Annotated in this window: 26 protein-coding genes and 2 pseudogenes; 9 read left to right on the top strand and 19 right to left on the bottom strand. The window is 70.5% G+C overall.

Features of this window, described 5'->3' with window-relative positions; translation table 11 throughout:
* Positions 1-59: 59 nt before the first annotated feature.
* Complete coding sequence (locus ACQCO7_RS26130; protein WP_464074085.1) at positions 60-938, bottom strand: polysaccharide deacetylase family protein; 879 nt, start codon at positions 936-938, stop codon at positions 60-62.
* Complete coding sequence (locus tag ACQCO7_RS26125) at positions 935-1867, bottom strand: polysaccharide deacetylase family protein (RefSeq protein WP_464074084.1); 933 nt, start codon at positions 1865-1867, stop codon at positions 935-937. Before ACQCO7_RS26125 ends, ACQCO7_RS26130 begins: the two co-directional genes overlap by 4 nt.
* A 113-nt stretch (positions 1868-1980) precedes the next feature.
* Here ACQCO7_RS26125 and ACQCO7_RS26120 point away from each other — a divergent pair, with 113 nt between their 5' ends.
* Complete coding sequence (locus ACQCO7_RS26120) at positions 1981-3144, top strand: THUMP-like domain-containing protein (protein WP_464074083.1); 1164 nt, start codon at positions 1981-1983, stop codon at positions 3142-3144.
* Here the strand turns inward: ACQCO7_RS26120 and ACQCO7_RS26115 are convergent.
* From ACQCO7_RS26115 to ACQCO7_RS26105, 3 genes and pseudogenes are all read right to left on the bottom strand, one after another.
* The gene (locus ACQCO7_RS26115) at positions 3095-6454 is read right to left on the bottom strand and encodes an NACHT domain-containing protein (protein WP_464074082.1); all 3360 of its coding nucleotides are present in this window, start codon (positions 6452-6454) and stop codon (positions 3095-3097) included. The genes ACQCO7_RS26120 and ACQCO7_RS26115 overlap by 50 nt on opposite strands.
* 51 nt (positions 6455-6505) lie before the next feature.
* Positions 6506-6634 (bottom strand): annotated as a pseudogene (locus tag ACQCO7_RS26110) (RNA polymerase subunit sigma-24); the annotation flags it as partial.
* Positions 6635-6651: 17 nt separating this feature from the next.
* Positions 6652-7968 (bottom strand): RNA-guided endonuclease InsQ/TnpB family protein, encoded by a 1317-nt coding sequence (locus ACQCO7_RS26105; RefSeq protein ID WP_464074081.1) that lies wholly within the window; start codon positions 7966-7968, stop codon positions 6652-6654.
* A gap of 28 nt (positions 7969-7996) precedes the next feature.
* Here ACQCO7_RS26105 and ACQCO7_RS26100 point away from each other — a divergent pair, with 28 nt between their 5' ends.
* Positions 7997-8149 carry an Arc family DNA-binding protein gene (locus ACQCO7_RS26100; RefSeq protein WP_464074080.1) on the top strand — a complete coding sequence of 51 codons (153 nt, stop codon included), beginning with the start codon at positions 7997-7999 and terminating at the stop codon, positions 8147-8149.
* Between the two features lie 59 nt (positions 8150-8208).
* On the opposite strand, the pseudogene ACQCO7_RS26095 reads toward ACQCO7_RS26100, so the two are convergent.
* The 5 genes and pseudogenes from ACQCO7_RS26095 to ACQCO7_RS26075 all read right to left on the bottom strand — a co-directional run.
* Positions 8209-8361 (bottom strand): annotated as a pseudogene (locus ACQCO7_RS26095) (RNA polymerase subunit sigma-24); the annotation flags it as partial.
* Positions 8362-8378: 17 nt separating this feature from the next.
* Positions 8379-8735 carry a YciI family protein gene (locus ACQCO7_RS26090; protein ID WP_075733306.1) on the bottom strand — a complete coding sequence of 119 codons (357 nt, stop codon included), beginning with the start codon at positions 8733-8735 and terminating at the stop codon, positions 8379-8381.
* Positions 8736-8898: 163 nt separating this feature from the next.
* On the bottom strand, positions 8899-9903 hold the full coding sequence (locus tag ACQCO7_RS26085) for an LCP family protein (RefSeq protein WP_464074079.1): 1005 nt from the start codon (positions 9901-9903) through the stop codon (positions 8899-8901).
* Between the two features lie 135 nt (positions 9904-10038).
* Positions 10039-11400: a glycoside hydrolase family 10 protein gene (locus ACQCO7_RS26080; protein WP_464074078.1), complete on the bottom strand. Its 1362-nt coding sequence runs from the start codon at positions 11398-11400 to the stop codon at positions 10039-10041.
* 82 nt (positions 11401-11482) lie between these two features.
* Positions 11483-12538, bottom strand: coding sequence for a LacI family DNA-binding transcriptional regulator (locus ACQCO7_RS26075; RefSeq protein ID WP_010351740.1), 1056 nt, complete (start codon positions 12536-12538; stop codon positions 11483-11485).
* Positions 12539-12687: 149 nt separating this feature from the next.
* Between ACQCO7_RS26075 and ACQCO7_RS26070 the strand changes: the two genes are divergently transcribed.
* Positions 12688-15018, top strand: coding sequence for a beta-xylosidase/alpha-l-arabinosidase (locus tag ACQCO7_RS26070; RefSeq protein WP_464074077.1), 2331 nt, complete (start codon positions 12688-12690; stop codon positions 15016-15018).
* On the opposite strand, the gene ACQCO7_RS26065 is transcribed toward ACQCO7_RS26070, so the two are convergent.
* The 4 genes from ACQCO7_RS26065 to tsaB are packed head-to-tail and all read right to left on the bottom strand — an operon-like array spanning position 15015 to position 17503.
* On the bottom strand, positions 15015-15266 hold the full coding sequence (locus ACQCO7_RS26065; RefSeq protein WP_029183575.1) for a hypothetical protein: 252 nt from the start codon (positions 15264-15266) through the stop codon (positions 15015-15017). The genes ACQCO7_RS26070 and ACQCO7_RS26065 overlap by 4 nt on opposite strands.
* A complete protein-coding gene (gene tsaD, locus ACQCO7_RS26060) occupies positions 15263-16366 on the bottom strand; it encodes a tRNA (adenosine(37)-N6)-threonylcarbamoyltransferase complex transferase subunit TsaD (RefSeq protein ID WP_464074076.1) in 1104 nt (367 codons plus the stop codon). Before tsaD ends, ACQCO7_RS26065 begins: the two co-directional genes overlap by 4 nt.
* Positions 16359-16862 carry a ribosomal protein S18-alanine N-acetyltransferase gene (gene rimI / locus ACQCO7_RS26055; protein ID WP_464074075.1) on the bottom strand — a complete coding sequence of 168 codons (504 nt, stop codon included), beginning with the start codon at positions 16860-16862 and terminating at the stop codon, positions 16359-16361. The genes tsaD and rimI overlap by 8 nt, the downstream gene beginning before the upstream one ends.
* Positions 16859-17503: a tRNA (adenosine(37)-N6)-threonylcarbamoyltransferase complex dimerization subunit type 1 TsaB gene (tsaB, locus tag ACQCO7_RS26050; RefSeq protein WP_464074074.1), complete on the bottom strand. Its 645-nt coding sequence runs from the start codon at positions 17501-17503 to the stop codon at positions 16859-16861. The genes rimI and tsaB overlap by 4 nt, the downstream gene beginning before the upstream one ends.
* Positions 17504-17595: 92 nt before the next feature.
* Between tsaB and ACQCO7_RS26045 the strand changes: the two genes are divergently transcribed.
* Complete coding sequence (locus ACQCO7_RS26045) at positions 17596-18138, top strand: hypothetical protein (RefSeq protein WP_464074073.1); 543 nt, start codon at positions 17596-17598, stop codon at positions 18136-18138.
* Between the two features lie 23 nt (positions 18139-18161).
* On the opposite strand, the gene ACQCO7_RS26040 is transcribed toward ACQCO7_RS26045, so the two are convergent.
* Genes ACQCO7_RS26040 through ACQCO7_RS26030 form a run of 3 tightly spaced genes read right to left on the bottom strand, consistent with a single transcriptional unit; the run spans position 18162 to position 19364 of the window.
* On the bottom strand, positions 18162-18344 hold the full coding sequence (locus ACQCO7_RS26040; RefSeq protein WP_464074072.1) for a DUF397 domain-containing protein: 183 nt from the start codon (positions 18342-18344) through the stop codon (positions 18162-18164).
* Between the two features lie 16 nt (positions 18345-18360).
* The gene (locus ACQCO7_RS26035; RefSeq protein ID WP_464074071.1) at positions 18361-18552 is read right to left on the bottom strand and encodes a DUF397 domain-containing protein; all 192 of its coding nucleotides are present in this window, start codon (positions 18550-18552) and stop codon (positions 18361-18363) included.
* A complete protein-coding gene (locus ACQCO7_RS26030) occupies positions 18549-19364 on the bottom strand; it encodes a helix-turn-helix domain-containing protein (protein ID WP_464074070.1) in 816 nt (271 codons plus the stop codon). Before ACQCO7_RS26030 ends, ACQCO7_RS26035 begins: the two co-directional genes overlap by 4 nt.
* 485 nt (positions 19365-19849) lie before the next feature.
* Here ACQCO7_RS26030 and ACQCO7_RS26025 point away from each other — a divergent pair, with 485 nt between their 5' ends.
* From ACQCO7_RS26025 to ACQCO7_RS26005, 5 genes are all read left to right on the top strand, one after another.
* Positions 19850-20698: a L,D-transpeptidase family protein gene (locus tag ACQCO7_RS26025; protein ID WP_464077289.1), complete on the top strand. Its 849-nt coding sequence runs from the start codon at positions 19850-19852 to the stop codon at positions 20696-20698.
* 13 nt (positions 20699-20711) lie between these two features.
* On the top strand, positions 20712-21860 hold the full coding sequence (gene alr, locus ACQCO7_RS26020) for an alanine racemase (protein ID WP_464074069.1): 1149 nt from the start codon (positions 20712-20714) through the stop codon (positions 21858-21860).
* A 24-nt stretch (positions 21861-21884) separates the two neighbouring features.
* On the top strand, positions 21885-23108 hold the full coding sequence (locus tag ACQCO7_RS26015) for an alpha/beta fold hydrolase (protein ID WP_464074068.1): 1224 nt from the start codon (positions 21885-21887) through the stop codon (positions 23106-23108).
* Positions 23080-23583 (top strand): tRNA (adenosine(37)-N6)-threonylcarbamoyltransferase complex ATPase subunit type 1 TsaE, encoded by a 504-nt coding sequence (gene tsaE / locus ACQCO7_RS26010; RefSeq protein ID WP_464074067.1) that lies wholly within the window; start codon positions 23080-23082, stop codon positions 23581-23583. The genes ACQCO7_RS26015 and tsaE overlap by 29 nt, the downstream gene beginning before the upstream one ends.
* Positions 23584-23710: 127 nt before the next feature.
* The gene (locus ACQCO7_RS26005) at positions 23711-23860 is read left to right on the top strand and encodes a hypothetical protein (RefSeq protein WP_464074066.1); all 150 of its coding nucleotides are present in this window, start codon (positions 23711-23713) and stop codon (positions 23858-23860) included.
* A gap of 9 nt (positions 23861-23869) precedes the next feature.
* Here the strand turns inward: ACQCO7_RS26005 and ACQCO7_RS26000 are convergent, their stop codons facing one another.
* Positions 23870-25516: a M16 family metallopeptidase gene (locus ACQCO7_RS26000; RefSeq protein ID WP_464074065.1), complete on the bottom strand. Its 1647-nt coding sequence runs from the start codon at positions 25514-25516 to the stop codon at positions 23870-23872.
* Positions 25513-26451 (bottom strand): hypothetical protein, encoded by a 939-nt coding sequence (locus ACQCO7_RS25995; protein WP_464074064.1) that lies wholly within the window; start codon positions 26449-26451, stop codon positions 25513-25515. Before ACQCO7_RS25995 ends, ACQCO7_RS26000 begins: the two co-directional genes overlap by 4 nt.
* Positions 26452-26508 lie beyond the last annotated feature (57 nt).

The raw sequence follows: 26508 nt of genomic DNA, 5'->3' as shown, positions 1-26508 counted from the left end.
GGTCAAGCGGACTGCTAATCCCGGCGCCGTGGTGACCGAGTTTTTCCCTATCGGCGGCCCTACCGGTAGTCCTCGAGTCGCCCCACGGTGAGCCCCCGCTCCTGGGCCTCCCGCAGCACCCGCACGGTCCGCTCCCTGAGGGTCGGGCCGCCGGCCTCGTCGGAGTCCATCGCGACGATGTCGCCGGGGAGGAGCCGGCGGGAGCCGTGCGTGTAGGCGAGCCCGCCGGGGGTCATGGCGGCGCGCCAGAGGACGACGGTGGAGATGCCGCAGTCGGCCGCCGCGCGCAGGGTCGTCGCGTCGTACGTGCCGTAGGGCGGGCGGAAGAAGCGGGGGCGCAGGCCGAAGCGGGACCGGAGCTTGTCCTGCTGGCCGCAGATCTCCGCGCGCTGTCCCGCGTAGGGGAGGCCGCGCAGGGCGGCGTGGTGGAGGGTGTGGTTCTGGAGGTTGGCGCCCACGGACTGGAGGCGGGCGAAGTGGCCGTAGCCGGGGCCCACGACGCTGTCCGTGAGGAACATGCTGACCGGGAGGCGGAGTTCGCGGACCATGTCGATGAAGCGTGGGTCGCGTTCGGCGCCGTCGTCGTAGGTGAGGAAGACGACGCGGTCGGGGGTGGGGATGCGGTCGAGGACCGAGGGGACAGGGGGTACGGGGGTGACGGTGCTACCCGTAGTACTTCCGGGGGACCCGGTACGTCCCGTAGTACCCGTCATACCCCCCGTACCCGTCATACCCCCCTTCACCGGCGCGGGAGCCAGCGGTTTCGTCAGCCCCCAGCGGAGGTACGCCGGTTGCCGCGCGCCGGGCGGGTGGGAGCCGTGGACGCGTTCCGCCGCCTTCTTGCCGAGGCGTTCGATCGGGTCGACGGACTGGGCGCAGCCGGTGACGAGTGTCAGGGCCACGAGCAGGACGGCCGCCACCGGCCCCCGCGTTCTCACAGGTAGTCCTCCAGGCGTCCCACGGCGTACCCCTTCTCGGTGACCATGTTCAGGAACCGGCGGACCATGTCGGGCATCGTGCCCTTCCAGTCGTCCCGGCCTCGGAAGTGGCTCAGGACGATGTCGCCGGGGTGGAGGTCGCGGTCCCACTCGCGGTACTCCCAGTGGTCGACGAAGACCTCCTCGTCCCAGAGTGGGGCGTACTTCACGCCGCACGCCTTCGCGGCGCGCAGGGTGTCGCGGTTGTAGTTGCCGAACGGGGGGCGGAAGAGGAGGGGGCGCTTGCCGTAATGCTTCTGGATGACGTCCTGCATGCCGCAGATCTCGTGCTTCTGCCGCTGGTACGACATACCTGGGAGGTACGGGTGGTGGAGGGTGTGGTTGTTCAGGACGACGCCCGCGTCCCGCATCTTCTTGAAGTACCCGTAGTCCTCCTTGACCAGGTAGTCGGAGAGGAACGCGGTGTACGGGACCTTCAGTTCGGTCATCATCCGCAGGAACGCGGGGTCCTTCTCGGCGCCGTCGTCGATCGTGAGGAAGAGGACCTTCTCCTCGGTGGGGACGGTCGTGAAGACCGGCGGGAGGCCGAGTTCCTCGTGGTCGTCGACCTCGAAGCCGTCCCGCGTCGTGATGACCGGTTTCTTCGCGGGCGGGGCCGGGGGTGTCAGCGGGACCCTCTTCAGCCCCCACCTCTTCGCCGCCGCGACGCGTGCCGCCTGCTCCGAGCGGAGCCTCTCGGCGGACGACATCGGCGGGCGGGCCCGGGCCGCGCCCGCCTCCTGACCGGCCGCCGGCCTGCTCTCCCCCGCCGGCCGCTCCCCCTGCGCGCAGCCGGACGCGATCGCGGCGACCGCGAGGACGGTCACGCCGCCTCGGATCCGGTTCACCCGCGACGTACGCTTTTTGTATTTTTGTCCCACTAGTTCCATGGTGGGGGATCTTTACAGGCGAGGGGGGTGGGGGTGGGGCGACACCGCCGGTGGGGTGCGGCGATCCTTCGGGTGGCGTACAGGGGGCGGCGCGGGCCGGGGACAATGACCCGGTGAACGACCTCGCTCCCCTCCTCACCCCCCAAGGCCGCGCTCTTCTGGAAGAAGTGCGCGGGACGTCGCCCGGTGACGAACTGGCGGTGGCGACCCGGCTCCGGCGGGAGCACCCGGCGGAACTGGTGTCCGCCGCGCTGGGGCAGGCCCGGCTGCGGGACCGCGCGGTGGTGAAGTTCGGGGCCGAGGACGCCGGGCGGATGTTCTTCACGCCCGACGGGGTCGAGCAGGCCACCCGGGCGAGCGTCGCCTCGTACCGCGCGCGGCGGTTCGCGGAGTTGGGGGTGACCTCGCTCGTCGACCTGTGCTGCGGGATCGGGGGCGACGCGATCGCGCTCGCGCGGGCCGGGATCAAGGTGCTGGCCGTCGACCGGGACCCGTACACCGTCGCCGTCGCCCGCGCCAACGCCGAGGCTCTGGGGCTCGCGGAGTTCATCGAGGTGCGGGAGGCGGATGTCGTCGACGTCGATACGGGGCCGTACGACGCCGTGTTCGTCGACCCGGCCCGGCGGGGCGGGCGGGGGCGGATCTTCGACCCCGAGGCGTACTCGCCGCCGCTGTCCTGGGCCATCGGGGCGGCCCGTACGGCGCGGGTCGCGGCCCTGAAGATCGCGCCCGGTGTTCCGCACGAGGCGCTTCCCGAGGACGCCGAGGCGGAGTGGATCTCGGACGGCGGGGACGTGAAGGAGGCGGTGGTGTGGTTCGGTACTGCCCCTGGAGCGGTACGGGCGACCCTGCTGCCCGAGGGGGACACCCTGCTGGGCGCCGGGCTGCCGAATCCGCCCGTACGGCCCGTGGGGCGTTATCTGTACGAGCCTGACGGCGCCGTCATCCGCGCGCACCTGGTCGCGGATGTCGCCGCCGGGCTCGACGGGGGCGGGCTGATCGACGAGACCATCGCGTACGTCACGTCGGACGAGCTGCGGCCGACCCCGTACGCGTCCGCCTACGAGATCACCGACCAACTGCCCTTCAACGTCAAGAAGTTGCGGGCGTTGCTGCGGGAGCGGGAGGTGGGGGTGCTGACCGTGAAGAAGCGGGGGTCTGCGGTGGAGCCGGAGGAGCTGCGGAAGAAGGTGAAGCTGCGGGGGGCGAACTCGGCGACGGTTTTCCTCACCCGGGTGGCGGGGGCGCCGGTGATGCTGGTGGGGCGGCCTGTGTGACGGGGACGGGCTGGATGGTGCGGTCGCGCAGGATGCGGACGCGGGCTCGGCGGGCGGCTTCGTAGGCGTGGTGGTGGGCCTCGGGGAAATGGGCGCCCGCCAGGTCGCCGCCGGGGAGGAAGCGGACGAGCCAGGCGACGGCGGTGGGGCCTTCGGCGGCGGTGGCGGTGCGGGTGAGGAGGAGCCGGTAGTAGCCGTGCTGGCTGGTGGCCGCGCTCGGGGTGTCCTGGAAGTAGCGGAAGACGGCCTCGGCCCGGGAGGAGGGAACGCGGGCGGGGACCGAACTGATCGCCTGGGGCCGCCCCCGGCGCAACCGGTCCAGGTAGTGGTCGACCTCGTCCTCCGGCGAGAGAACATACAGCCAGGCGCGGGCGACGTCCGGATCCTGTAGGAGGCTCACGGATTCCATGCGGGAGCGCAGATCGGCGACGATGCCGTCGAGGCCGTACGGCGTCAGCGCGGTGACGATCCGATCGGGGTCCCAGACGAAGCCGTCCCCCTGCTCACCGGGCCTGGCCCGGTTACTGAGGACCGCCGTCCGGATGATGTCGAGCCGCACCGGCGCACCCCACGCGGCGAGAGTCGCGGCGGTGGCCGCCCGCACCCGCATGTCGTAGTGGTCGAGGAGTGCGTCAAGTTCGCCGGGGTCGCCGGGGCAGTGGTCGAGTGCCTCCAGGGCCAGGATGCGGACCTGGACGTCCACGGCGTTGCGGTGGACGAGGTCGAGCAGCGCGTCCCGGTGGGCGTTCCCCTGTCCTCCGGCGACGTGGTCGCGTACGGCCCGCATGAGCTGGTCGCCGCCTCTCATGCCTGCCGCCAGAATCCGGTCGAGCAGCGCCCGTACCCCGTCGTCACCGGCCGAATCCAGGTAGGCGGAGGCGATGTCGTCGCCCCACTGACGCAGGTCGAGATGGTGCAGAAGCCGCTCGGGCAGTCCGAACTCCTCCCGCCCTTTGAGAAGTTCACGCACCACGGGCGCAACCGGGTTGGCGTACCCGCCCCTGCCCGCTTCGAGCGCACGCAGCAGGAGATCGGTCGGCGTGTGCTCCGGGCCGAGCGCGCGCAGGATCAGAGCGACGCGTACGGCGTGCTGCAAGCGGTTCAGCGGGAAGCGCTCGGCCGATTCCAGCGCCCCTTCCAGCTCCGCCCGCAGCACCCCCACCGCCCCCTCCACCCGCAGCGTCCCGAGCGCCGAGATCAACGCATCCCTCAACTCCCCCCGGCACAGGGCGAACGCACCCAACAACCGCTCCCCCACCCGCCGCCCGCCATGCGCCTCCAGCGCCCGCACCAACGCGATCCGCGCATCGTCCGCCCGCCGGACGTCGCAGATGTACGCGATCACATCGTCGAGTTGCTCGTCCGACCGCAGCACCCCCACCAGCGCCTCGGCGGCCCGCCGCTTCTCGTCCGGATGCGGGGAACGATCCAGCAACTCCCGCACGGCGGCCACTATTTGTCGCCGCAGCCCCACATCCGCCACCCGTGGACTCCCCGTCAGGCACCGCGCCGCCAGCAGCAGATCCGTGTGGAAGAAGTCGTCGTCGGGCAGGTCGAGCAGGTCGACGTCCCGGCGCTCCCCGAGCTGCAACACCCCGGCCAGCAACGGCGTCGCGTCCGGCAGCGCGCCCGCGAGCAGCAGGATCACCTCCTCCCACCACGGGTCGTACCGCGCGCCGACCGCCTGTTGGATGCCCTCAGAACCTCGCTCCAGCAGGGCCGCCGCCGTGAAGTGCTCCTGGAGCGTGAGGTGGAGGAAGCCGTACCAGCCGTGGGCCTGCGGCTTCAGCAGGCCGTACTGCGTGCTGATCTCGTCGAGGATCGTGCGGCTGTCGGCGGGGTCGAGGTCGATCGTGGGGAGGAAGCGGCCGATCCGGTCGAGGAGGTCGTCCTCGGGGAAGTAGCGCAGGCCGCGCTGGTGGTAGTGGCGGGCGAGTTCCTTGAGGAGGTCCTGTTTGCGGTCGGTGGTGAAGCGGCTGTAGCGGGTGATCTCGCGGTGCGCGTCCCATTCGCGCAGCAGGACCTCGACGCAGCGCTGGTACAACGCGGCCCGGCGTTCGGGGAGTTCGAGATCGCGTTCGTAGACGATCGCGATGAGGCTGAGCAACAGGGGGTTGGCGGCGAGGGTTTGGAGCCGGCCGTTCGCCGAGAGGGCGCGTACGAGGCCGGCGCGGCGGCGGTCCGTCGTACCGAACCAGTTCGCGACGAACGTCTCGATCTGCGGCCACTCGAAGTCGAGGGCCTCCAGGACCTGGAACTGGGGGAGGCCGCCGCGCCAGCCCTGGCGGCGGCAGGTCGTGGCAAGGAGGGCGCGGGGGAAGCGAGTTGAGAGGCGGGCGATCTCGGCGGTGACCCTGCGGTAGGCGTTCTCCGCGTCCTGGGCGTTCTCGCCGCCGAGGACTTCGTCGAGGCCGTCGAGGAGCAACACGGCGGTGCCGTCGGCGAGTTTGTCCGTGAGGTAGTCGCGGGCGTCGTCGAAGCCGTAGTGGTCGGACCAGGTCTCCGCCAAGTAGTCGAGCAGGGAGGTGTGCTGGCTCTCGACGAACCGGAACAGTTCTACGTACGCCGGAAGTTGGGGTGAGTCCGCGGCCAGGCGCAGGGCGAGGTGGCGGAGCATGGTGGTCTTGCCGGCGCCGGGGTCGCCGACGACGACGATGCGGCGGTAGCGGGTGAGGGCGTCGAGCGGGGCGTAGGTCTGAACCGCTGCGGCGCGTGCCGCGGCGGCGGCTCTGGCCTGAGCACGTTCGCGTTCCCGCTCCTGATCGTCCACGGAATCCCGGTGGCGCCGATTCCGGTACGGGTCATCCGGGTCGGCCTCCTCGCGGTACGGGCGGGTCGGGTCCGGGGTGAGACGGGGCTCGTCGCGGTCCAGTTCGTCCGCCGACAGGAACCTCAGCGGCTGCTGTTCCTGGACGCCGACCTGGACGTACAGCCGTTCCAGCCGCAGCGGGCGCGACATGTCGAGGATCTTCAGGGTGGAGAGTTCCTGGACCAGGCGTGCGCAGTACAGGGCCGCCGCGTCCTCCAGGGTCGAGCGGTGCTCGGCGACGCGGGCCGCCGCCTGTTCGACCTCGCGGGCCGCGTCGCGTTCGGCCCTTCTTCTCTCACGTTCCGTCAACTGGCGTTCGTGGTCCCACTCCTGCTCCTTCAGGCGGAGCTGGGAGGACAGTTCGAGCTGGATCTTCTCGCGCTCCAGGCTCTGGGCGCGCTGGACCTGCCACAGGGCGATTCCCGCCGCGATCAGCGCGGCCAGGAGTCCGCCCAGGGCGGTGACCACGGACGCGCTGTCCAGCGCGAGATACCCCCTCATTCCGCCGATTGTGACAGCGGGGGGCGTCGGTGAACCCCCCTTCGGGGTACGTCAGTTCGCGGCGCATTTTCTCAGGAGGGCCTGTTCTCTCGCGTTGGCCGTCAGGGTTGCCGCGCGTTCGAACTCCGTGCGGGCTTCCGCCTTGCGGCCCAGGAGGTCTCCTCGGACGCTGGGGAGCAATTGACATCCTCCCCCTCTTAAAAGAGGGGGATTCCAACCCATACGGGTTGAGGTTCACGGACGCTCGACCCCTTGCGGGGTGTCGTCCCTCCGGCACCGGCTGATCGCCGGGGGCGGGGAATCCCGCCCTGTCCTGCCACGACGTTGACTGCTGCGTTGGTGTCCGCGTTGCAGGTGAAGCCACAGGAGGAACACTCGAACTCGGCTTGGCTCTTGCGCGAGTTCTTGTCGATCCACCCGCAGGCACTGCACCGCAGACTCGTGTACGGGGCGGGTACGTCCTCGACCCGCCCAGGGGCTTTGTGCTCGGTGCGCCGCCGCAACAGCCCCCAGCCCTGGGCAAGGATCACCCGGTTCAATCCGGCCTTGGCCGCCCGGCCGTTCTTGAGGTACTGGCCGGGCCGGTCGGGGTCCGGCTTGGCCTTGGCCTTGGCAGTCATGTTCTTGATGTTCAACTTCTCGAACCGCACCAGGTCGTAGGTGCGGGCGAGCATGGTGCTGGTCTTCTCGCACCAGTCCTTGCGCCGGTCGGCTTCACGGGCCTTGAGTTTCGCGACCTTCGCGTACTCGGCGGTCTTGCGGTCGCTGCCCTTGGGGGCGCGTGCTGCCCGGCGCTGGTGCTTGCGGATCCGCGCCCGCTCGCGGGTGGTGAGCTGGGGGCAGTTGAGGGTTCGGCCGTCGGAGAGTGCGGCGGTGATCTTCACGCCCCGGTCGATGCCGATGGCCTCGCCCGTGCCAGGCGCGTCGATCGGATCGGGGACGACGGCGAACGCCGCGTGCCACTGGCCGTTCCGGAAGGTGACGCGGAACGTCTTCGCGGACGGAGGCCGGGCGCCCTTGCCTTTGGCACTGAGGCGGAAGCGGACCCAGCCGCAGCCCGGCACCTTGACCTGAGCCCACCGGCGGTTGAGCTTCCGCACCACGACCGAGCGGCCCATGACCTGCCTGCCGGTCTTCGCGTTGAGTTTCACCGCACCGTCGCCGTCGAACTCCGGAACGCGGTCGGTGCCGATGACACGGAAGCCTTCATGCCGATGCTTCCTGCGCCACGTCGGCTCGCCGAACCCGGACGCGAAGCGGGCATTCTTGGCCTGAGCGAAGTCCTTCAGCGCCTGCTGCTGCACATCCGCGTTCCCGGCGCCCAGCCACTCGTTCTCACGCCGGGCCTCGGTGAGCTGACGACACTGCTCGGCGAAACCGGGAGCGGACCCGCGCCAACGGCGCCAGTGCGAGTGCTGTTCGACGGCGAGGTTCCAGACGTACCGGGCGTGCGCACAGTGCAGGAACATCTGCTCCTCCTGCTCGCACGTCGGGTACATCCGAAACCTCGCCATGACCCCAGGCTAGGGCTATCGTGACCCCATGGCAATCTTCAACTTCCGCATCCCTGACGACCTGTACACCGACCTCAAGGACCTCGCGGCATCCGAGGAGCGCTCCGTGAACTCGGAGTTGCTGCACCTCGTGCGGCGTGCCGTCGAGGAGGGTGAACGCCGTTCCGCCCAGGGGGCGTAACGGCTCTCCCTGCCCTGCTCCGCAGGAACTCGCATTCACCCCCGGCCTGAAGCCGGGGCACCCCGCGAGGAAGCGCGGAGGTGGTAGTCCTTCAGGGCGGGTTCGGCTGCGAGGGTGTCCAGGAGGGTGAGGGCCGCTGCGGGGCCCTCGGTCATCGAGAGTGCCACCGCTCGGTTCAACTCCACCACCAGGGACGGGAATCGGGCCGCCAAGGCGTCCCCCCACCCCCTCAGCCCTCCGCGATCTCCCGTACCTCGCACGTCACCGTCCAGTGCTCCTCGTGGACCCGGAGGAAGCGCTCCGTCCAGTGCAGCGCCTCCGCCTTGTCCTTGCACTGCATGATCGCGTAGCCGCCCACGACCTCCTTGGCCTCGGTGAAGGGGCCGTCCGTGATGGAGATCTTGCCTGACTGCCAGTGGACGCGGGTGCCCTGGGCGCTCGGGAGGAGGCCCGCCGTGTCGAGCATGACGCCTGCCTTGGTGATCTCCTCGATCAGGTCGCCCATGCGTTGCATCAGGTCAGGGCTGGGGCCCTCCGCCGGGGCGGTGGCTTCGTCGATCTTCACGAGGGACAGGTAGCGGGGCATGGTGACTCCTCGGGTACGGGGCGGGGTCGTTCCCCGCCTTTCATAGGTACGTCGAACAGGACTCGCCCACATCGACAGGCTCACCGGAAAATCCCGAGGAAATTTTCCGGGGCCGCACCGACGCCGCAGAACCCCCGAACACGAACGCCGCCCACAGCACCCCCTACCTCAACGACTCCCACAACTCACTCGCCCCCGGCTCCTTCGCCACCACCCTGTTCGGATCCGACGGCGCGAGCACCACCGGCATCATCACGGTCGTCAGGTTCCGCACCGTCAGCCCCCTGACGCTCTGTCCCAGTTCCATGAGGTCGGACAGAGAGCTCAGCCCCGTGTCGGTGGTCAGACTCCCGGTCACCGCGTCGGCGACTCCGTACAGCTTCGTCGGGCTGCCCAGCAGGTCCAGGTGGGAGATCTGGGTCAACAGGGCTTTCACCAGCGTCTGTTGGAGACCTATCCGGCCCAAGTCGCTGCCGTCACCGATGCCGTGGCGCGTACGGGCGAACGCGAGGGCCGTCTTCCCGTCCAAGTGATGCGTACCGGCGTCGAGTCGAAGGTGGCTGTCGGAGTCGTGGATGTCCTCGGTGGTCGTGACGGTGACACCCCCGAGCGAGTCGACGAGTTTCGCGAACCCGGCAAAGTCGACCTCGATGTAGTGGTCCATACGGACGCCGGTCAGCCGCTCGACGGTCTTGACGGCGCAGACGGGCCCGCCGATCTCGTACGCGGTGTTGAACATGACGCCGTGGGCGACCTTGGTCGACCCGCCCGAGTCGCGGGGGCAGGACGGCCGGGTGACGAGGGTGTCGCGGGGGATGCTGACGACGGTCGCCGCCGTACGCCCCGCGTCGAGGTGGACGACCATCGCCGTGTCGGAGCGGGCACCCCCCTCGGGGCCGCCGCCGAGTTCCTTGTTCTCCTTGCCGGTTCGCGAATCGGAGCCGAGGACAAGGATGTTGAGGGAGCCGGTGGGCAGGGGCGACGCGGACGGCGACGGCGTGACCATCGCCCGCGCGGGCCGGTCGTCGCCGAGTGCCTGGTCGATGTCGACGCTCTTGATGTTGGAGTCGAGATGCCAGTAGGCCCATCCCCCGGCCGCCACACCGAGCACCAGCACGCCCGCCAGGGCGAGGCCGACGATCTTCGGAACCCTGGATCGCCGGCTCACCTGTCTGCCTTCGTCGCCTTGCCCCTCGTTTCGCGTCACACGACGAACATAAGTCCGGAATGTCAACGCACTGTAAGGGAAGGGGCGCTGGGACTGTTTTCTTCGGAAAATCTCACACCGCAGCCGCGCCCGGCGTCAGGACACGGTCACCGTCGGTAGCGGATTGCTCCCGCTCCACGCCCCGTTGAACCCGAACGACACCGAACCCCCGTCCGGCACCGTCCCGTTGTACGACGCGTTGGCGCACGACACGGCCGCCCCCGACTGCGTACACGTCGCGTTCCACGCCTGCGTCACCGTCTGCCCCGCACCGAAGCTCCACGTAGCCCGCCACGACGACAGAGCGGCCCCCGAGCAGGAGATCACCACGTTCCCCGTGAACCCGGTGTTCCACTGGCTGGTCACGCTGTACGTCGCCTTGCAGGCACCGGTCGGCGTGGTCCCCCCACCCCCGAGCGCCTCGGAGATCCCGTAATAGGCGGGCTTGGGCTGATAGTTGGCGTCGTACGGCGTGGCCGCCCCCTGCCCCGGGAACGTCGACTCGACCCACGAGTCGGAGTCGGTGAACCCCCACACCGTGAGGTTCACGCACCGCGCGACGGCCACGCAAGCGGCGGTCACCGCCTTGTAGTCGGCCTTCTGCTGAGCCAGCTTGCCCGCGTCGGACGGCAGGTTCATCCGGATGTCGAGTTCGGTGATCGCGACATCGAGCCCCAGATCCGCGAACCGCTGGATGTTCTGCTGGAACGTCGACGGAACCTGCCCGAGGATCAGGTGCGCCTGAAGCCCGACCCCGTCGATCGGCACGCCCCGCTGCTTGAGCGAACTGACCAGGTTGTACAGGGCGTTGGACTTCGCGTTGACGCCCTCGACGTTGTAGTCGTTGATGTAGAGCTTGGCGTCGGGGTCGGCGGCACGGGCCCAGGTCAGCGCGTTGGCGATGTAGTCGACGCCGAGCCCGTTGTACCAGAGGGTCGGGCGGTACGTACCGTCCTCGTTGAAGGGCTCGTTGACGACGTCCCACGCGGCGATCCGCCCCTTGTACCGCCCCACCTCGGTGTTGATGTGGTTCTGGAGCAGCGTGCTCAACTGGGCAGGCGTCCAGCTCCCGTTGGTGAGCCAGTTCGGGTTCTGGTTGTGCCAGACGAGGGTGTGGCCGCGCACCTTCTGCGCGTGCGCCTCGGCGAAGTCGACGATCTGGTCGGCCTCGGCCCAGTTGAAGACGCCCTGGTTGGGTTCGACGGACCCCCACTTCATGGCGTTGCCGGGGGTCAGCGAGGAGAACTGGGCTGCGGCCAGGTCGCCGTAGGTGCCGGTGAGTTTGGAGCCGGTCACGGCCGTACCGATGACTTTCCCCTTCGCCGTACCGAGGTCGCGCAGCGGTGTGTCGGCGGCCTGGGCGGGTGCGGCCGTGGCGGTGAGCAGGGCGGCGACGGTGACCGCACCGGCGAACAGGGCGGACAGGGCGGACAGGCGTGATCGAGAGGAGGGTCTCATTGCGGGTGCCTCCGAAAGTTTCGGTTGTGCAACCGATTGACTTCGGAGGAGTGTGGGGGCACCCGTCGGACCCGTCAATACATCAGCTTCCGGCCAGCGGCGGCACCCCCGTACTCGACCGCACCACCAGGCTCGTCGCCAGCTCCACCCGCGTGGCCGCCGGCCCCTCCGCGCTCCCGTTGTCCGACCGCCCCAGCTCCAGCACGAGCCGCGCCGCCGCCTCGGCCATCTCGGTCAGCGGCTGCCGTACGGTCGTCAGCGGCGGACCCACCCAGCGCGCGACCGGCAGATCGTCGAAGCCGACGACGCTGAGGTCCTCGGGGATGCGCAGCCCCAGCTCGCGCGCGGCCTCGTACAGGCCGAGGGCCTGGAGGTCGTTGCCGGCGAAGACGGCGGTGGGCCGGTCGGGCCGGGCGAGGAGTTCGCGGCCCACGCGGTAGCCGGTGTCGTGGTGGAAGTCCCCCGTACGGATGAGGTCGGGCTCGACCGGCAGCCCGGCGGTCTCCAGCGCGGCGCGGTAGCCGTCGATGCGCGCGCGGCTGCACATCATCTGCGGCGGCCCGGTGATCGCGCCGATCCGGCGGTGGCCGAGTTCGACCAGGTGGCGGGTGGCGGCGAGGCCGCCCTGCCAGTTGGTGGCGCCGATCGAGGGGACGTCCGCGCCGGGGTCGCCCGCCGGGTCCATGACGACGAACGGCACGGAACGGCTGGTCAGGAGCGCGCGCTGGGACTCGTCCAGGCCGGACAGGACGAGGATCACGCCGTGCGGACGGCGGGCCGCGACCTGGTCGGCCCAGGTCCGGCCGGGGGTGAGCCGGCCCGCGCTCTCGCTGAGGACGACGCTGAGGCCGGCGTCGCGCGCGACGTTCTCCACGCCCCGGATGACCTCCAGCGCCCAGGCGCTCTCCAGCTCGTGGAAGACCAGGTCGATGAGGGGGGAGCGGGTCGCCTCGGCCCGCCGGCGCCGGTAGCCGTGGGCGCGCAGCAGGTCCTCGACGCGGGTCCGGGTGCCGGGTGCGACGTCGGCTCTGCCGTTGAGGACCTTCGAAACAGTCGGCGCGGAGACGCCGGCCTCGCGGGCGATCTCCGCGAGCGTCGCGGTCTGTGGCCGCGTTTCAGCGGGGTCCGAGGGTGTCATGGCGGCGATCGTATCCCCGCACACCCTCTTGACGAACCCCGTGCGGCGCCATAGGTTCCCGGAACATTCGGAATTAATCTCGAAACATTCGCGCAGGGACTGCGCGAAATCGTCCGACTGGTGGCTCACCGACCTCTGACAGGAGCTTCATGACCACCGCCTCCGAGACCGGCTCGGTCCCCGAGCGCGCGCCCTGGCGCGACCCCTCCCTGCCCGCCGCCGCACGGGTCGACGACCTCATCTCCCGGATGACCCTCCAGGAGAAGACCGCCCAGCTGTACGGCGTCTGGGTGGGCGCCGACACCGAGGGCGGCGGAGTCGCACCCCATCAGTCCGACATGACCGCCGACTACGAGTGGGACGAACTCGTCTCGCACGGCCTCGGCCAGCTGACCCGCCCCTTCGGCACCGCCCCCGTCGACCCGACGGCCGGTGCCCGCGCCCTCGCCGAGGCGCAGCGCCGTCTGGTCGCCGCGAACCGCTTCGGCATCCCCGCGCTCGCCCACGAGGAGTGCCTCGCCGGCTTCACCGCCTGGCAGGCCACCGCCTACCCGGTCCCCCTCTCCTGGGGCGCCTCCTTCGACCCGGACCTCGTCGAGAGGATGGCCGCGCGCATCGGCCACGACCTGCGCTCGGTCGGCGTCCACCAGGGCCTCGCCCCCGTCCTGGACGTCGTGCGCGACGCGCGCTGGGGCCGCGTCGAGGAGACGATCGGCGAGGACCCGTACCTCGTCGGCACGGTCGGCACGGCCTATGTACGGGGCCTGGAGTCGGCCGGCGTGGTCGCCACGCTGAAGCACTTCGCCGGGTACGCGTCCTCTGCGGGCGCCCGCAACCTGGCTCCCGTGCGCGCGGGCACCCGCGAGTTCGCGGACGTCACCCTGCCGCCCTTCGAGATGGCGATCCGTGAGGGGGGCGCCCGCTCGGTCATGCCGTCCTACACCGAGCGCGACGGCGTCCCGGCCTCGGCCGACCCGGAACTGCTCACCCAACTCCTGCGCGAGACCTGGGGGTTCACCGGCACGGTCGTCTCCGACTACTTCGCGGTCGGCTTCCTGGAGAGCCTGCACCGCGTCGCCGGTACGCCCGCGCAGGCGGCCCACGTGGCGCTCGCCGCCGGCATCGACGTCGAGCTGCCGACGCTGAAGTGCTACGGCAAGCCGCTCCTGACGGCTGTTCAGGAAGGTTCTGTGCCCGAGGAGTTGGTGGACAACGCTGTCCGGCGGGTCCTGCTCCAGAAGTGCGAGCTGGGGCTCCTGGACGAGGACTGGGCGCCGGTCCACGCGGAGCCGGTCGAGCTGGACTCGGCGCAGAACCGGGCGGTCGCGCGTCAACTCGCCGAGGAATCGGTGGTGTTGCTCGACAACCCGGACGGCATCCTGCCGCTCGCGCCGGACACGCGGATCGCGGTCGTCGGTCCGCGCGCCGCCGACGCGCTCGCGATGCTCGGGTGCTACTCCTTCCCGTCCCACGTCCTGCCCCACCACCCCGGGGTCGTCAACGGCGTCGAGATTCCTACGGTGTTGGAGGCGCTGCGCGGTGAACTGCCGGACGCCAAGGTCACGTTCGCCGAAGGGTGCGGGGTCGACGAGCCCGACACGGGGGGCTTCGACGAGGCCGTGGCGCGTGCGTCCGAGGCGGACGTCTGTGTCGCCGTTCTCGGGGACCGGGCCGGGCTGTTCGGGCGGGGGACCTCCGGGGAGGGGTGTGACGCGGAGGATCTCCGACTGCCGGGTGTCCAGGCCGAGTTGCTGGACGCGCTGGTCGCGACCGGGGTTCCCGTGGTGCTGGTGATGCTCGCCGGGCGGCCGTACGCGCTGGGACGGTGGCACGGGCGGCTCGGGGCGGTCGTCGAGGCGTTCTTCCCCGGGGAGGAGGGAGGGCCCGCGGTCGCGGGGGTGCTGTCGGGGCGCGTCAATCCGTCCGGGCGGCTGCCGGTGAGCGTGCCGCGCGTGACCGGAGGGCAGCCGTGGACGTACCTCCAGCCGCCGCTGGGGCTCAAGGGCGAGGTGAGCAACCTCGACCCGACTCCCCTGTATCCGTTCGGACATGGGCGGTCGTACACGGAGTTCGTGTGGGAGGGCTTCGGGGAGGGGGCGGTGATCCCGACCGACGGTTCGTACGACGTCGGCGTGACCGTCCGCAACGCCGGGGACGTGGCCGGTACCGAGGTCGTCCAGCTCTATCTGCACGACCCGGTGGCATCGGTGACGCGGCCCGACGTACGCCTGATCGGGTACCGGCGGGTGGAGTTGGCGCCGGGTGAGTCCCGTCGGGTGACGTTCACGTTCCACGCGGACCTGTCGGCGTTCACGGACCGGAGCGGGCGGCGGATCGTCGAACCCGGGGCGCTGGAGCTGCGGTTGGGGGCGTCCAGCGCGGACACGCGCCATGCCGTTCAGCTCGAACTCGCGGGGGAGGTACGGGAGTTGGGGGTGGACCGGCGGCTCGTCTGCGAAGTCGCCGTCAGCGAGGGCTAATCGACCGTCTCGAACCGCCACCGATGCACCGCGCGGGTGACCAACTCCCCCTCCGGCTCCGGGAGTTCGGGCAGCGGTGCGTCGTACTCCGCGTCCCACCAGGTGATGACCAGCACCCGGTCCTGGGGGGCGCGGAACGTCTCCCGACGGAGGGGGGACGAGGGGAGGGGCTGGCGGCGGGCCCAGGCGAGGAGTTCTTCGCCACGGCCTGCCGCCGCCCTGGCCTCCCACATCAACGCGACTGTCATCCGTACAGGTTGCCCTTGCTGATCTCATGCACGTGATCGTGGTCGTGCGCGTGTGTGTGCCCCGGCACATGCGGGTCCGTCACCGGCAGCGACGAGTCCGCCGACAGGTCCCAGTCCGAGGCGGCCCGGCCCCGCGCGACCATCTCCGCGCCCAGCGCCGCGACCATCGCCCCGTTGTCCGTGCACAACTTCGGCCGGGGCACCCGGAGTTGGATCCCGGCGGCCTCGCACCGCTCCTGAGCCAGCGCCCGCAGCCGGGAGTTGGCGGCGACACCGCCCCCGATCATCAGGTGGTCGACGCCCTCGTCCCGGCAGGCCCGTACCGCCTTGCGCGTGAGCACGTCCACCACCGCCTCCTGGAAGGACGCCGCCACGTCGCGCACCGGCACCTCCTCCCCCGCCGCCCGCTTCGCCTCGATCCAGCGGGCCACGGACGTCTTCAGCCCGGAGAAGGAGAAGTCGTACGCGGGGTCGCGGGAACCGGTCAACCCCCGTGGGAAAGCGATGGAGTTGGGGTCACCCTCCTTGGCATACCGGTCGATGACCGGCCCGCCCGGGAAGCCCAGGTTCAGCACGCGCGCGATCTTGTCGAACGCCTCGCCCGCCGCGTCGTCGATCGTCGCGCCCAGCGGCCGGACGTCCGACGTGATGTCGCTGGAGAGCAGCAGCGAGGAGTGCCCGCCGGAGACCAGGAGCGCCATCGTCGGCTCGGGCAGCGGGCCGTGCTCCAACTGGTCGACGCAGATGTGCGAGGCCAGGTGGTTGACGCCGTACAGCGGCTTGCCGAGCGCGTACGCGTACGCCTTCGCGGCCGAGACGCCGACCAGCAGGGCGCCCGCGAGGCCCGGACCCGCCGTGACGGCGATGCCGTCGAGGTCCTTCGCGCTCACCCCGGCGTCCTTCAGGGCCCGTTCGATCGTCGGGACCATCGCCTCCAGGTGCGCCCGCGAGGCGACTTCGGGGACGACGCCGCCGAAGCGGGCGTGCTCGTCGACGGACGAGGCGACCGCGTCCGCGAGCAGGGTGGTCCCCCGGACGATCCCGACGCCGGTCTCGTCGCAGGAGGTCTCGATCCCCAGGACCAGGGGTGCGTCAGTCATCGTTCTCGGTTCCTCGTACGGGAGTCGCTGCGGGGTCGGGGCGGCGCATCACCAGCGCGTCCACGTTCCCCGGCTGGTAGTAGCCGCGCCGGAAGCCGATCGGCTCGAAGCCGTAGCGCTCGTACAGCTTCTGGGCGCGGAGGTTGTCGACGCGGCACTCCAGCATGACCTCGGGACACTCGAACTCCGTCGCGGCGCGGAGGAGTTCGGTGAGGAGCCGGCCGCCGAGGCCGGTGCCCCAGTGGTCGCGGGCCACGGCGATGGTCTGTACGTCGGCGAGGTCGCCGGCCGCCGCGAGTCCGGCGTACCCGATGATCCGGTGGTCGTCTTGAGTCGCCACCACGTACCGCCGGTTCGCCTCCGGGCCCCGCGCGTGCGCCAGCTCCGACCAGAACATCCCCCGCGACCACGCGTCCTCGGGGAACAGGCCACGCTCCAGCTCCAGCACGGGATCGATGTCCCACCAGCGCATCTCACGCAACACGGGCTCGGTCACTTCGGTGTGACCACCTTGTAGTTCTTGGGGACCTGGGCGTCGGGGCGGCGCAGGTACAGGGGGCGGGGTTCGTCCAGTTCGATCCCGGCTTCGAGCCGCTCGGCGGCCAGCGCGGCGAGGGACTCCGCCGAGACGTGTTCCGGGCCGGGTACGACCTGGAAGTGCTCCGAGTACAGCAGCGCGCCCGCGCCGAACGCCGGGACCTCCTGCCCGACCTCGGCGGGTCTGTCCACCGCCGGTCCGCTCACCCGCGTACGCCGGTCCTCGTACCGAGCCCAGTACACCTCCTTACGCCGCGCGTCCGTCGCGACCACGAAGGGGCCCTCGACCTCCGCCTCGTACGCCAGGCCGTCCAGCGTGCACACGCCGTACACCGGCACGCCCAGCGCCAGCCCGAACGTGTCCGCCGTCATCAGCCCGACCCTGAGCCCCGTGTACGGCCCCGGCCCGGTCCCTACGACGATCCCCGTCACGGCGTCCAGTCTCACCCCCGCCTGCGCCAGCACACGGTCCACGGTCGGCAACAACAGCTCACCGTGCCGGCGCGCGTCCACCTGACTCGACGCGGCGACTGTCTCGCCGCCGTCGTGCAGGGCGACGGTGACTGCGGGGGTGGCGGTATCCAGAGCGAGCAAGAGCACGCGAACAGCCTACGGCGCGCGGGAGTGGTGTACGTCCGCTGCTGCTAGCGTCCGACGCGAAAACGGACGTTTACGTACAGAGGTGGGCGCAGGTGACAAGCAGCAGCGCGGGATTCGTGGCCGGGCTCACGGCAGCGGCGATCACGACGGTGGGGGTGCTGGCGTGGCAGGCGTCGGCGAACTCGCCGGGCGACCTGAGCAAGCTCCTCCCGACGGCCGCGTCGAAGGCACCGCGCGACGTGAAGCACCCCGACGCGCTGCCGGTGAACTCGGGTACGGGCCAGCGGGTCGTCTACTCCGTCGACGACGACCGGGTCTGGCTCGTCGACGAGACCGGCAAGGTCACGCGAACGTTCCGCGTCTACCCCGGCGGCGTCGACCCCAAGCTCGGCCCGCACACCGTCTCCTCCCGCGCGAACGCGGTCACCGCGACGGACGGCACACACATCGAACACGTGGTCCGCTTCGCGGCGACCCCCGACGGCATGGCGATCGGCTTCAGCGCGGCGGTCAACGGCGCCCTGCCCTCTGGGGACACGATGGTCAAAACGGGCGGCATCCGAGAGACCCGACCGGACGGGGACGCGATGTGGGACTTCGCGACGGTGGGGCGCCGGGTGGTGGTGATCCGGTAGGACCGTCCCGACTTTCCTGGGGGTCAGGAAAGTCGGGCGAGGGCGAGGAGGCCGGTGAAGGCTTTGGGGGTGAGCAGGAGGGTTGGGCTGGTGGGGGTCTTGCTGTCGCGGATGGGGACGACGCCGTGGGCGTGCGCGTACGACGGGGACCACTCGACACACTGGCCACCCTCTGCGTCGCTGTACGTGGACCTGACCCAGACCATGGACTGCTCCTACACGTTAGAGACTGCGGACGAGGCTGGTGAAGCTCTGAGGCGTGAGCAGGAGGGTTGGGCCGGTGGGGGTCTTGCTGTCGCGGACCGGGACGACGCCGTGGACGTGCGCGTACGACGGGGACCACTCGACGCAGTTGCCGCCCTCGCCGTCGCTGTAGGTGGATTTGACCCACGTGAGGTCGAGAGTGTTGCTCATTGGGCGTGCTCCTTCATGATCGCGCGGATCAGGGTCAGCGATTGCTCCTCGGACTCCGCCGACGCGCGAAGCCGGTTGTAGGCGTCCGCCCACTTCTTCACGTCGGACACGGAGTCGCTGATGAACCCCTTGCCTGCGGCCTCCGAGTACAGGACCGCCGACCCATCCTCCTGGGTGAGCAGGATAAAGGGCTGCCCGGCGGCGGGAGTTCCCGCAGAGAAGGGGAACACCTGAAGCGTGACGTGGGGCTTCTCAGCGGTCGTCAGAAGGTGCTGTAGCTGGTCGACCATGACCTTCCGGCTCCCCACCACCATGCGCAGCACAGCCTCGTTGAGGATGACCCACAGCAACGGCGGGTTCTCCCTCTCCAGGGCGTCGCTGCGGCGCATCCGCAGTTCCACGCGCGCCTTGATCTGATCGTCGGTCTCCCGAGGACGTGCCGTCCGGTAGATGGCTTCGGCGTACTCCGGCGTCTGGAGCATCCCCATGATGAAACTGGGGCTGTACTCCTCGATGACGTCGGCGTTCTTCTCCAACTGCACGTACGGAACGAACCACCCGGGATGGCCCCGCTCACTCACCCGCACCAGCAACCGCCCGAACGACCCCGGCGTGTTGAAGAAACAGTCGCACTTGTCCGCGAAGTGCTGTGACGCCAGCGCCTTCCCGTTCACGACCTTGGACACGTACGGCTCCTTGTAGCCCGTGGCAATGGCCAAAGCCCTCTGCGTCGCCCCCTTGTGTGCCAGCGCCGCCGCGACCTCCCTCCCGAACCACTCCAGTCCGTCCACAGGCTCCGATTCGTCGTTCACCTGTTCAATTCACCTGCTTTCCAGGGCTATTGGAAACCTCAGAACCCTTCAACCGTACGCACCGATAGTCCATCGTGTGACCAGAACAACCCGGAAAGTCAAGGAGGTTGCATGATGCTCTGCTCCGCCACCCTCGTCGTCCCGGACGAACTGAAGGAAGCCGCGCTGAAATACCCGGACGGACGGACGAGGAGCCGATCCCGGACTACGTCACCTGTGAACTCGACAAGCACAAGTACGGCACGCACACCTGCCTCTTGAGGGACCTCTCGGCAAAAGCGACCGGCTCGGTGTGGATCACATGGTCGGACCCCCAGAACGTAAAAGTGGAACAGCTGCCGTACTGCGTTTCACGGGGCCCGGACAAGGGAGACGCGTGCTGGCTGACGGAGGGGCATCGGGGCGGGCACAGTTGGGAGCGGTACGAGTGACTTCACCGCGTGCCCTACACGGCTCGCGGCGTCAGGGGCGTTACGTCTGATCGCATGATGAGCAGACGTACCCCCATCGCCCTGATCCTGGCCGGCGTCGTGTTGCTGCCCGGCGCCAGAGCCAACGCCGCCCCCGTCCCGGAGGAAGACCTCGTGCCCGGCGTGAAGCAGACCGCGCTGGTCGACACGCCGGACCAGGTGCTGGCGCCCAGGACATACGCACCCGGCGTTGAAGAAGACGCCGTCGAACCCCGGGACGCCGCCCCCAACGCCTACGCCCTCGTCGAATACGTACCCCTCGGCGAAGCCGTCGCCCGTATCAGCTGCACCAAGAAAACCGGGCCCTATCAGCGGCAGATCGAGCGATGGCTGAAGCTGAAAGCGGACGGGAAACAGTCGGCGAAGGACTGCCAGGCGATCAAGGCGTTCCAGAAGAAGCAGAAGATCAGGCCCGCTATCGGATTCGCCGGGCCAGTGACCTGGAAACGGATGCAATTCCTCTCCGCCAAGAAGAAACCGAACGCGGCGAAGAAATGCCCCGTCCGGAATTACCGTATCGCGTGTGTGGATCTCACCCGGCAGATCACTTGGGTGCAGAAGGGCAATAAAGTCGTCTTCGGCCCCGTCTCCATGCGGAGCGGCCGAAAGGCACACCCGACCCGCACCGGCTGGTTCAGGATCTACTGGCGGCACAAGAACCACGTCTCCACGCTGTACAACACCCCGATGCCGTATTCCCAGTTCTTCAGCGGCGGCCAGGCATTCCACGCGGTGTACGGCAGCATTCACACGACCGTCGGCTCGATGGGCTGCGTCAATCTCACCGTCCCGGACGCCCGCAAGCTCTGGGGCGTGCTCAAGAAGGGTGACCGGGTGTACGTCTGGGGGATGAGGCGGCTCTGAGAGACTGGGGGCGATGAGAGAGACGGAACGGGCGCGCCCCAGGGCGGTGATCGACCTGGCGGCGCTGCGGGCGAACGTACGCGCGCTGAAGGCGAAGGCACCCGGCGCGGCCTTCATGGCGGTCGTGAAGGCCGACGGGTACGGCCACGGCGCGATCCCGTGCGCCCGCGCGGCGGTGGAGGCGGGCGCGACGTGGGTGGGGACGGCGACGCCGGAAGAGGCGCTGGCCCTCAAGGAGAACGCCGGCCTCCCCGATCACGTACGGATCATGTGCTGGCTGTGGACGCCGGGAGCCCCCTGGCGTGAGGCGATCGAGGCCGGCATCGACGTGTCGGTGAGCGCGCTGTGGGCACTCAGCGAAGTCACCGAGGCCGCGAAAGCCGCCCACGCAACAGCCCGCGTCCACCTCAAGGCCGACACCGGACTGGGCAGGGGCGGCAGCCAACCCGCCGACTGGTCCGACCTCGTACGCCACGCGCTGGACGCCGAGCGCGCGGGCGCCGTACGCGTCGTAGGTCTCTGGTCGCACCTCGCCTGCGCGGACGAACCCGGACACCCCTCCGTCCAGGCCCAGTTGGACCGTTTCCGCGAGATGACGGCGTACGCGGAAGCTCAAGGTGTCCGCCCCGAGGTCCGGCACATCGCGAACTCCCCCGCCACCCTCACCCTCCCCGAGGCGCACTACGACCTCGTCCGGCCGGGCATCGCGATGTACGGCCTCTCCCCGAGCCCCGCCCTCGGCGCCCCCGCCGATCTGGGCCTGCGCCCGGCGATGACGCTCACGGCGCCGGTCGCGCTGGTCAAGCACGTACCCGGCGGACACGGCGTGAGCTACGGCCACCACTACGTCACCCCCGGCGAGACGACCCTCGCGCTGGTCCCGCTCGGCTACGGCGACGGCGTACCCCGCCACGCGTCCGGCGCCGGGCCGGTGCTGATCGGCGGGAAGTGGCGGACGGCCGCCGGGCGGATCGCGATGGACCAGTTCGTCGTGGACCTCGGAGGTGACGAGGTCGAGGCCGGTGCGGAGGCGGTCCTGTTCGGTCCGGGTGATCGTGGGGAACCTACCGCCGAGGACTGGGCGCAGGCCGCGGGGACCATCGGGTACGAGATCGTGACCCGCATCTCCGCGCGTGTTCCCCGCGTCTACGTCAATGGGTAGTCATCCGGTGGAGAGGAGCGGTACGTGAGCGAGAGCGGTGTGGAGGCGATCGTCTCCGCCACGGGGGACGCCGCGGGCAACTGGCGCCGCGCGACCGGCATCGCGGGCGCCGCGATAGGGGTGATCGCGGCGGGCGCCGCCGCCGGGGTCGCCCTGGAGCGGATGACGGTCGGGCGCGGGATGCGCAAGAAGGCGCGCCTCGCGCTGGATTCGACCGGTCCGTACGGCGCGCTGCGCGGCACCCCCGGCAAGGCGTACGCCGATGACGGCACCGAGCTGTACTACGAGGTCGACGACGTCGAGCCCGAGGGCGGGCCCGCGCCCCGGCGGCGGCGCCTGTTCGGCCGTAAGGCGCCGGCTCCCGTGACCGTCGTGTTCAGTCACGGGTACTGCCTGACCCAGGACTCGTGGCACTTCCAGCGGGCGGCGCTGCGAGGTGTCGTGCGGACCGTGCACTGGGACCAGCGCAGTCACGGGCGGTCGGGGCACGGGGTCGCGCAGCTCCAGGACGGGGTGCCGGTCAGCATCGATCAGCTGGGGCGGGATCTGAAGGCCGTGATCGACGCGGCCGTGCCGGACGGGCCTGTCGTGCTCGTCGGGCACTCCATGGGCGGGATGACCGTCATGGCGCTCGCCGGTCAGTTCCCCGACTTCGTACGGGAGCGGGTCGTCGCGACCGCCTTCGTCGGGACGTCCTCCGGGCGGCTCGGGGAGGTCAACTACGGGCTTCCGGCCGCCGGGGTCAACGCCGTGCGGCGGGTGCTTCCGGGGGTCCTGAAGGTGCTCGGGCAGCAGGCCGCGCTCGTCGAGAAGGGGCGGCGGGCCACCGCCGAGATCTTCGCCGGGATCATCAAGCGGTACTCGTTCTCCTCGCGGGACGTCGATCCCGCCGTCGCGCGGTTCGCGGAGCGGATGATCGAGGGGACGACCATCGATGTCGTCGCCGAGTTCTATCCGGCGTTCACGGAGCACGACAAGACCGAGGCGCTGGCGTGGTTCCGGGAGATGCCGGTGCTGGTGCTCGCGGGGGTGGGGGATCTGGTGACGCCGAGCGAGCACAGCGAGGCGATCGGGGATCTGCTGCCGGACGCGGAGTTGGTGCTCGTCCCCGACGCCGGGCATCTGGTGATGCTGGAGCACCCGGAGGTGGTCACCGACCGGCTCGCCGACCTGCTCATGCGGGCCGGGGCGTTTCCGGCGGGAGCTACCGTGGGGGGCTATGGAAGCAGCACCGCACAGCCTGGTTGAGCTGACCGTCACCTCCCCCGAGCAGATGCGTGACCTCGGCCTGAGGCTCGCCTCGATCCTGCGTGCCGGGGATCTCGTCATGCTGGACGGGGAGTTGGGGGCCGGGAAGACGACGCTCACGCGGGGACTCGGGGAAGGGCTCGGCGTACGGGGGGCCGTGACCTCGCCGACGTTCGTCATCGCCCGCGTGCACCCGTCCCTGGGTGAGGGTCCGCCGCTCGTCCACGTCGACGCGTACCGCCTCGGTGGCGGGCTCGACGAGATGGAGGACCTCGATCTCGACGTCTCCCTCCCCGACTCCGTGATCGTCGTGGAGTGGGGGGAGGGCAAGGTCGAGGAGCTGACGGACGACCGGCTCGTGATCGGCATCCAGCGGGCCGTGGGGGACACGACGGACGAGGTCCGGCACGTGTCGCTGCGCGGGCTCGGTTCCCGGTGGAGCGGCGTCGACCTGGACGGTGTGCTGCGCGTGTGAACGTTCCGACGCGATGTCGGCAAAATATTGCGTCCCCGGCGCCGGGCGTGGTCATATGGTATCCAGCTCGTGGTTAGGTCTACCTAAGTAACCATCCACGCTCGCCCCCGACCCGCTGGAGGCGTCCATGTCCGTGCCGGTTGTTTCTATGCGTGAGCTCCTCGCGGCGGGCGCCGCGGCGGAGGCGGTGTCACTGCCTCCCCGGGCGCCTGCGCCTTCGGCGGACGAGCCGGAGAGCGTCGCCGGTGAGCCCTTGGACGTACGGGACGCCGCGTAGGGTCCGTCATCAGCGGCGTAGGCGTCTCGCCTGGTACAGCGCCACCGTCCCCGCCGCCATGGGCACCCACATGATCCACACCGTCACGATCACGTCCGCCGTGGACGTGCTGTCCGCTGTGATGATCACCGCCAGCAGCGCCCAGAACGCGGCGAGCAGGCCGACCGCCCACAGGCCCAGCGTCCACCCTGGGGTGGACTTCCCGGGTGCAGACGGAGCCGTCCGCCGGGGTTGGGGGATGTTCGCGGGGTCGCGTGGCGGGAGGTGGACCACCAGGTGGGACGGGATCGCCGCGTCGATCGCCGCGATGCGGTCCGGGGTCACGCCCTTGTAGAGGGTCGGTTCCACCGTCACCGAGAAGCCGTCGTGGCCCGTGAGGGAGCGGGAGCCGTCCGGGCGGGTGGTCATGGCGGCGCAGGTGGCGTAGTGGACGGTGACCGGGCCCCGGGGGGTGGTCAGCGAGACGCCGTCCGGGCCGATCGTCAGGGTCACGCCGTCCGGTGAGGGGTGCGTCGTACCGGTGACCGTCGTCGACGAGTACTGCGGGGCCAGGGTGAAGCCCGCCCAGTCGACGCCCCGCCCCGGCACCTGCATCAGCGCGTTGGACCAGGTCTCCTGGGCGACCTCGTGGACGTCCGCGAGGGTTACGGCACGCAGCTCCGCCCGGCGTTCCCCGACCGTCGTCACCGGACGCCCCAGCAGGATGCCGAGCGCGTTGCCGGGGAGGAGGCCCGCGCCGGGGTCGTCGTACTGCTTGGCGACACGCGCGCGGGACGAGTCCAGTTCCTGCTGGGTGAACGTGCCCGCGCGCAGGCGGGCCAGCGTGTCGACGAAGCCGCCGATCACGGCGTCCTGCTTCTTCGGGAGCGCGTCGGCGTACGCGGTGATCGTGGCGTGCGTCGCGTCCCGTACGGAGTAGTCCGCGTCCGCCTGGTACGAGTAACCCCCCTCCTGGCGCAGGTCGTGGAAGAGGGCGCGGCCGAAGAGGTCGGCGAAGACCATGGCGGCGGCGGAGCGGCGGACCACGGCGGACAGGACGACCGTGCCGTCGTCGCCGTGGACGTACGCCGGGGTGACGGGCAGGGCGTCGGAGGCGGGCGGCGCGGGGATGCGGGTGCCTGGCGGGAGGGTGAGGTCGAGGCCGGCGGGGACGTGGTCGCCGGTGAGCCAGAGGACCGCGTTGTCGCGGGTGAACCTGGTCTGCGCCCAGTAGCGGACGGCGTCCGGCGTGAGGCTCCAGGTGCCCAGCTCGGTGTAGCTGCTGAGGCCGTAGCCCTGCGCCCCGTACCGCCACAGCGGCAGCTGCGAGGACCCGCCGCGCCCCGCCGCCTCCGTACGCAGGATCTCCTTCTCCGTCTCCAGCCGCTCCAGCGGCAGTTCGCGCAGGGACGCGCAGACGCTGTTGAGGTACGTGACGACCTCGGCCTCGGTGCCGGTGACGTGGAAGAGGGTGTAGGTGTTCGCCGTCGCGCCGTTGTAGTGCAGGTCGGACAGGCCGAGGCGGTGCAGCGCGAGGTGTTCGACGAGGTGGGTGAGGCCGGCGGTGGCGAGGGTCTCGTCGGCCCGGCCGACGCGGAACATGAGGCCGGCGGTGATCTCGGACGACGTGCCGGGTGCGTAGAGGGTCGGGATGCCCTGCGTGACCGTGCTGTTCATCGGGCGACCGCCTCTCGCGCGGACTTGCGGTACCTGCGGAACGCGGCCTTCGGGTCGGACAGGTAGGACCAGGGGAACTCGGCGGCCCGGTCGCCGAGTTCGGCGAAGTGGGGGGCCGCGTCGGCGTGGTGGCCGCCGAGGGAGAAGGCCATCGCGAAGGTGCTGTGCGCGAAGACGCTGGAGAGGCCGGGGCGGTACGCCGGGTGCCGTACGGAGATGGCGGCGGCGTTGCGCAGGTCCTGGAGGACGGTCGTGCCGCGCAGGTACGGTGCGCCCTTCTCGTCCAGCGACAGCCAGTGCTCGATGTGCGCGTCGGCGACGAGGACGCCGGTCGGGGCGCCGTCGGGGGCCTCGCGGGTCGCTTCGGCGGCGAAGGCGTGCGCCTCCTCCCAGGTGCCGCCCCACTTCGGGCAGAGCTGCTGGAGGAGGGCGGCCTGGGCGCCGTACACGTGCGGGTGGTGTGCGCGCAGGCGGTCGTAGCGGCGGCGGGCCTCGGTGGCGCCGAGTTCCAGGCCGCGGGCGAGGGTGATGCGGATGTACCAGGCCGGGGCGTACGAAGGCTGTTCCGCGCAGACCTGGATGAGCAGTTGCTCCGCCCGCCGCAGCCAGGCGTGGAACTGCTCGAACTGGTCCCGGGACACGTCCTTCGCGAGCGCGGCGCTGCGGATGTCCCAGCCGATGATCACGTACCGCTTGGCGAGGATGGTCCTCGGCAGGGGGTCGGCGGGGAAGTCGGCGGCGGCGCGCTCCAGCCAGCGCTCGACGCCGGGTGTCTCGGCGACGGAGTTGAGCGCGGTGATCATGTCGTCGACGCTGCCCAGCCGCCCGAAGAACGCCCGCACGGCGGCCCAGTCCCCCGCGTACGCCGCGTCCCGCAAGGGGATCAACTCGGGCGTGTTGTCGTACGTGTCGAAACTCGGCTCTGCGCCGCCCACTCTGTCCCCACCCCTGGCCTGATTCGTACATCTGTTTCAAGACGCCGCAGAGTAACA

The organism is Streptomyces saintjeani (assembly GCF_055409605.1).
Note: the sequence above shows the minus strand (reverse complement) of the source record. Positions and strands in the feature narration are given on the sequence as shown.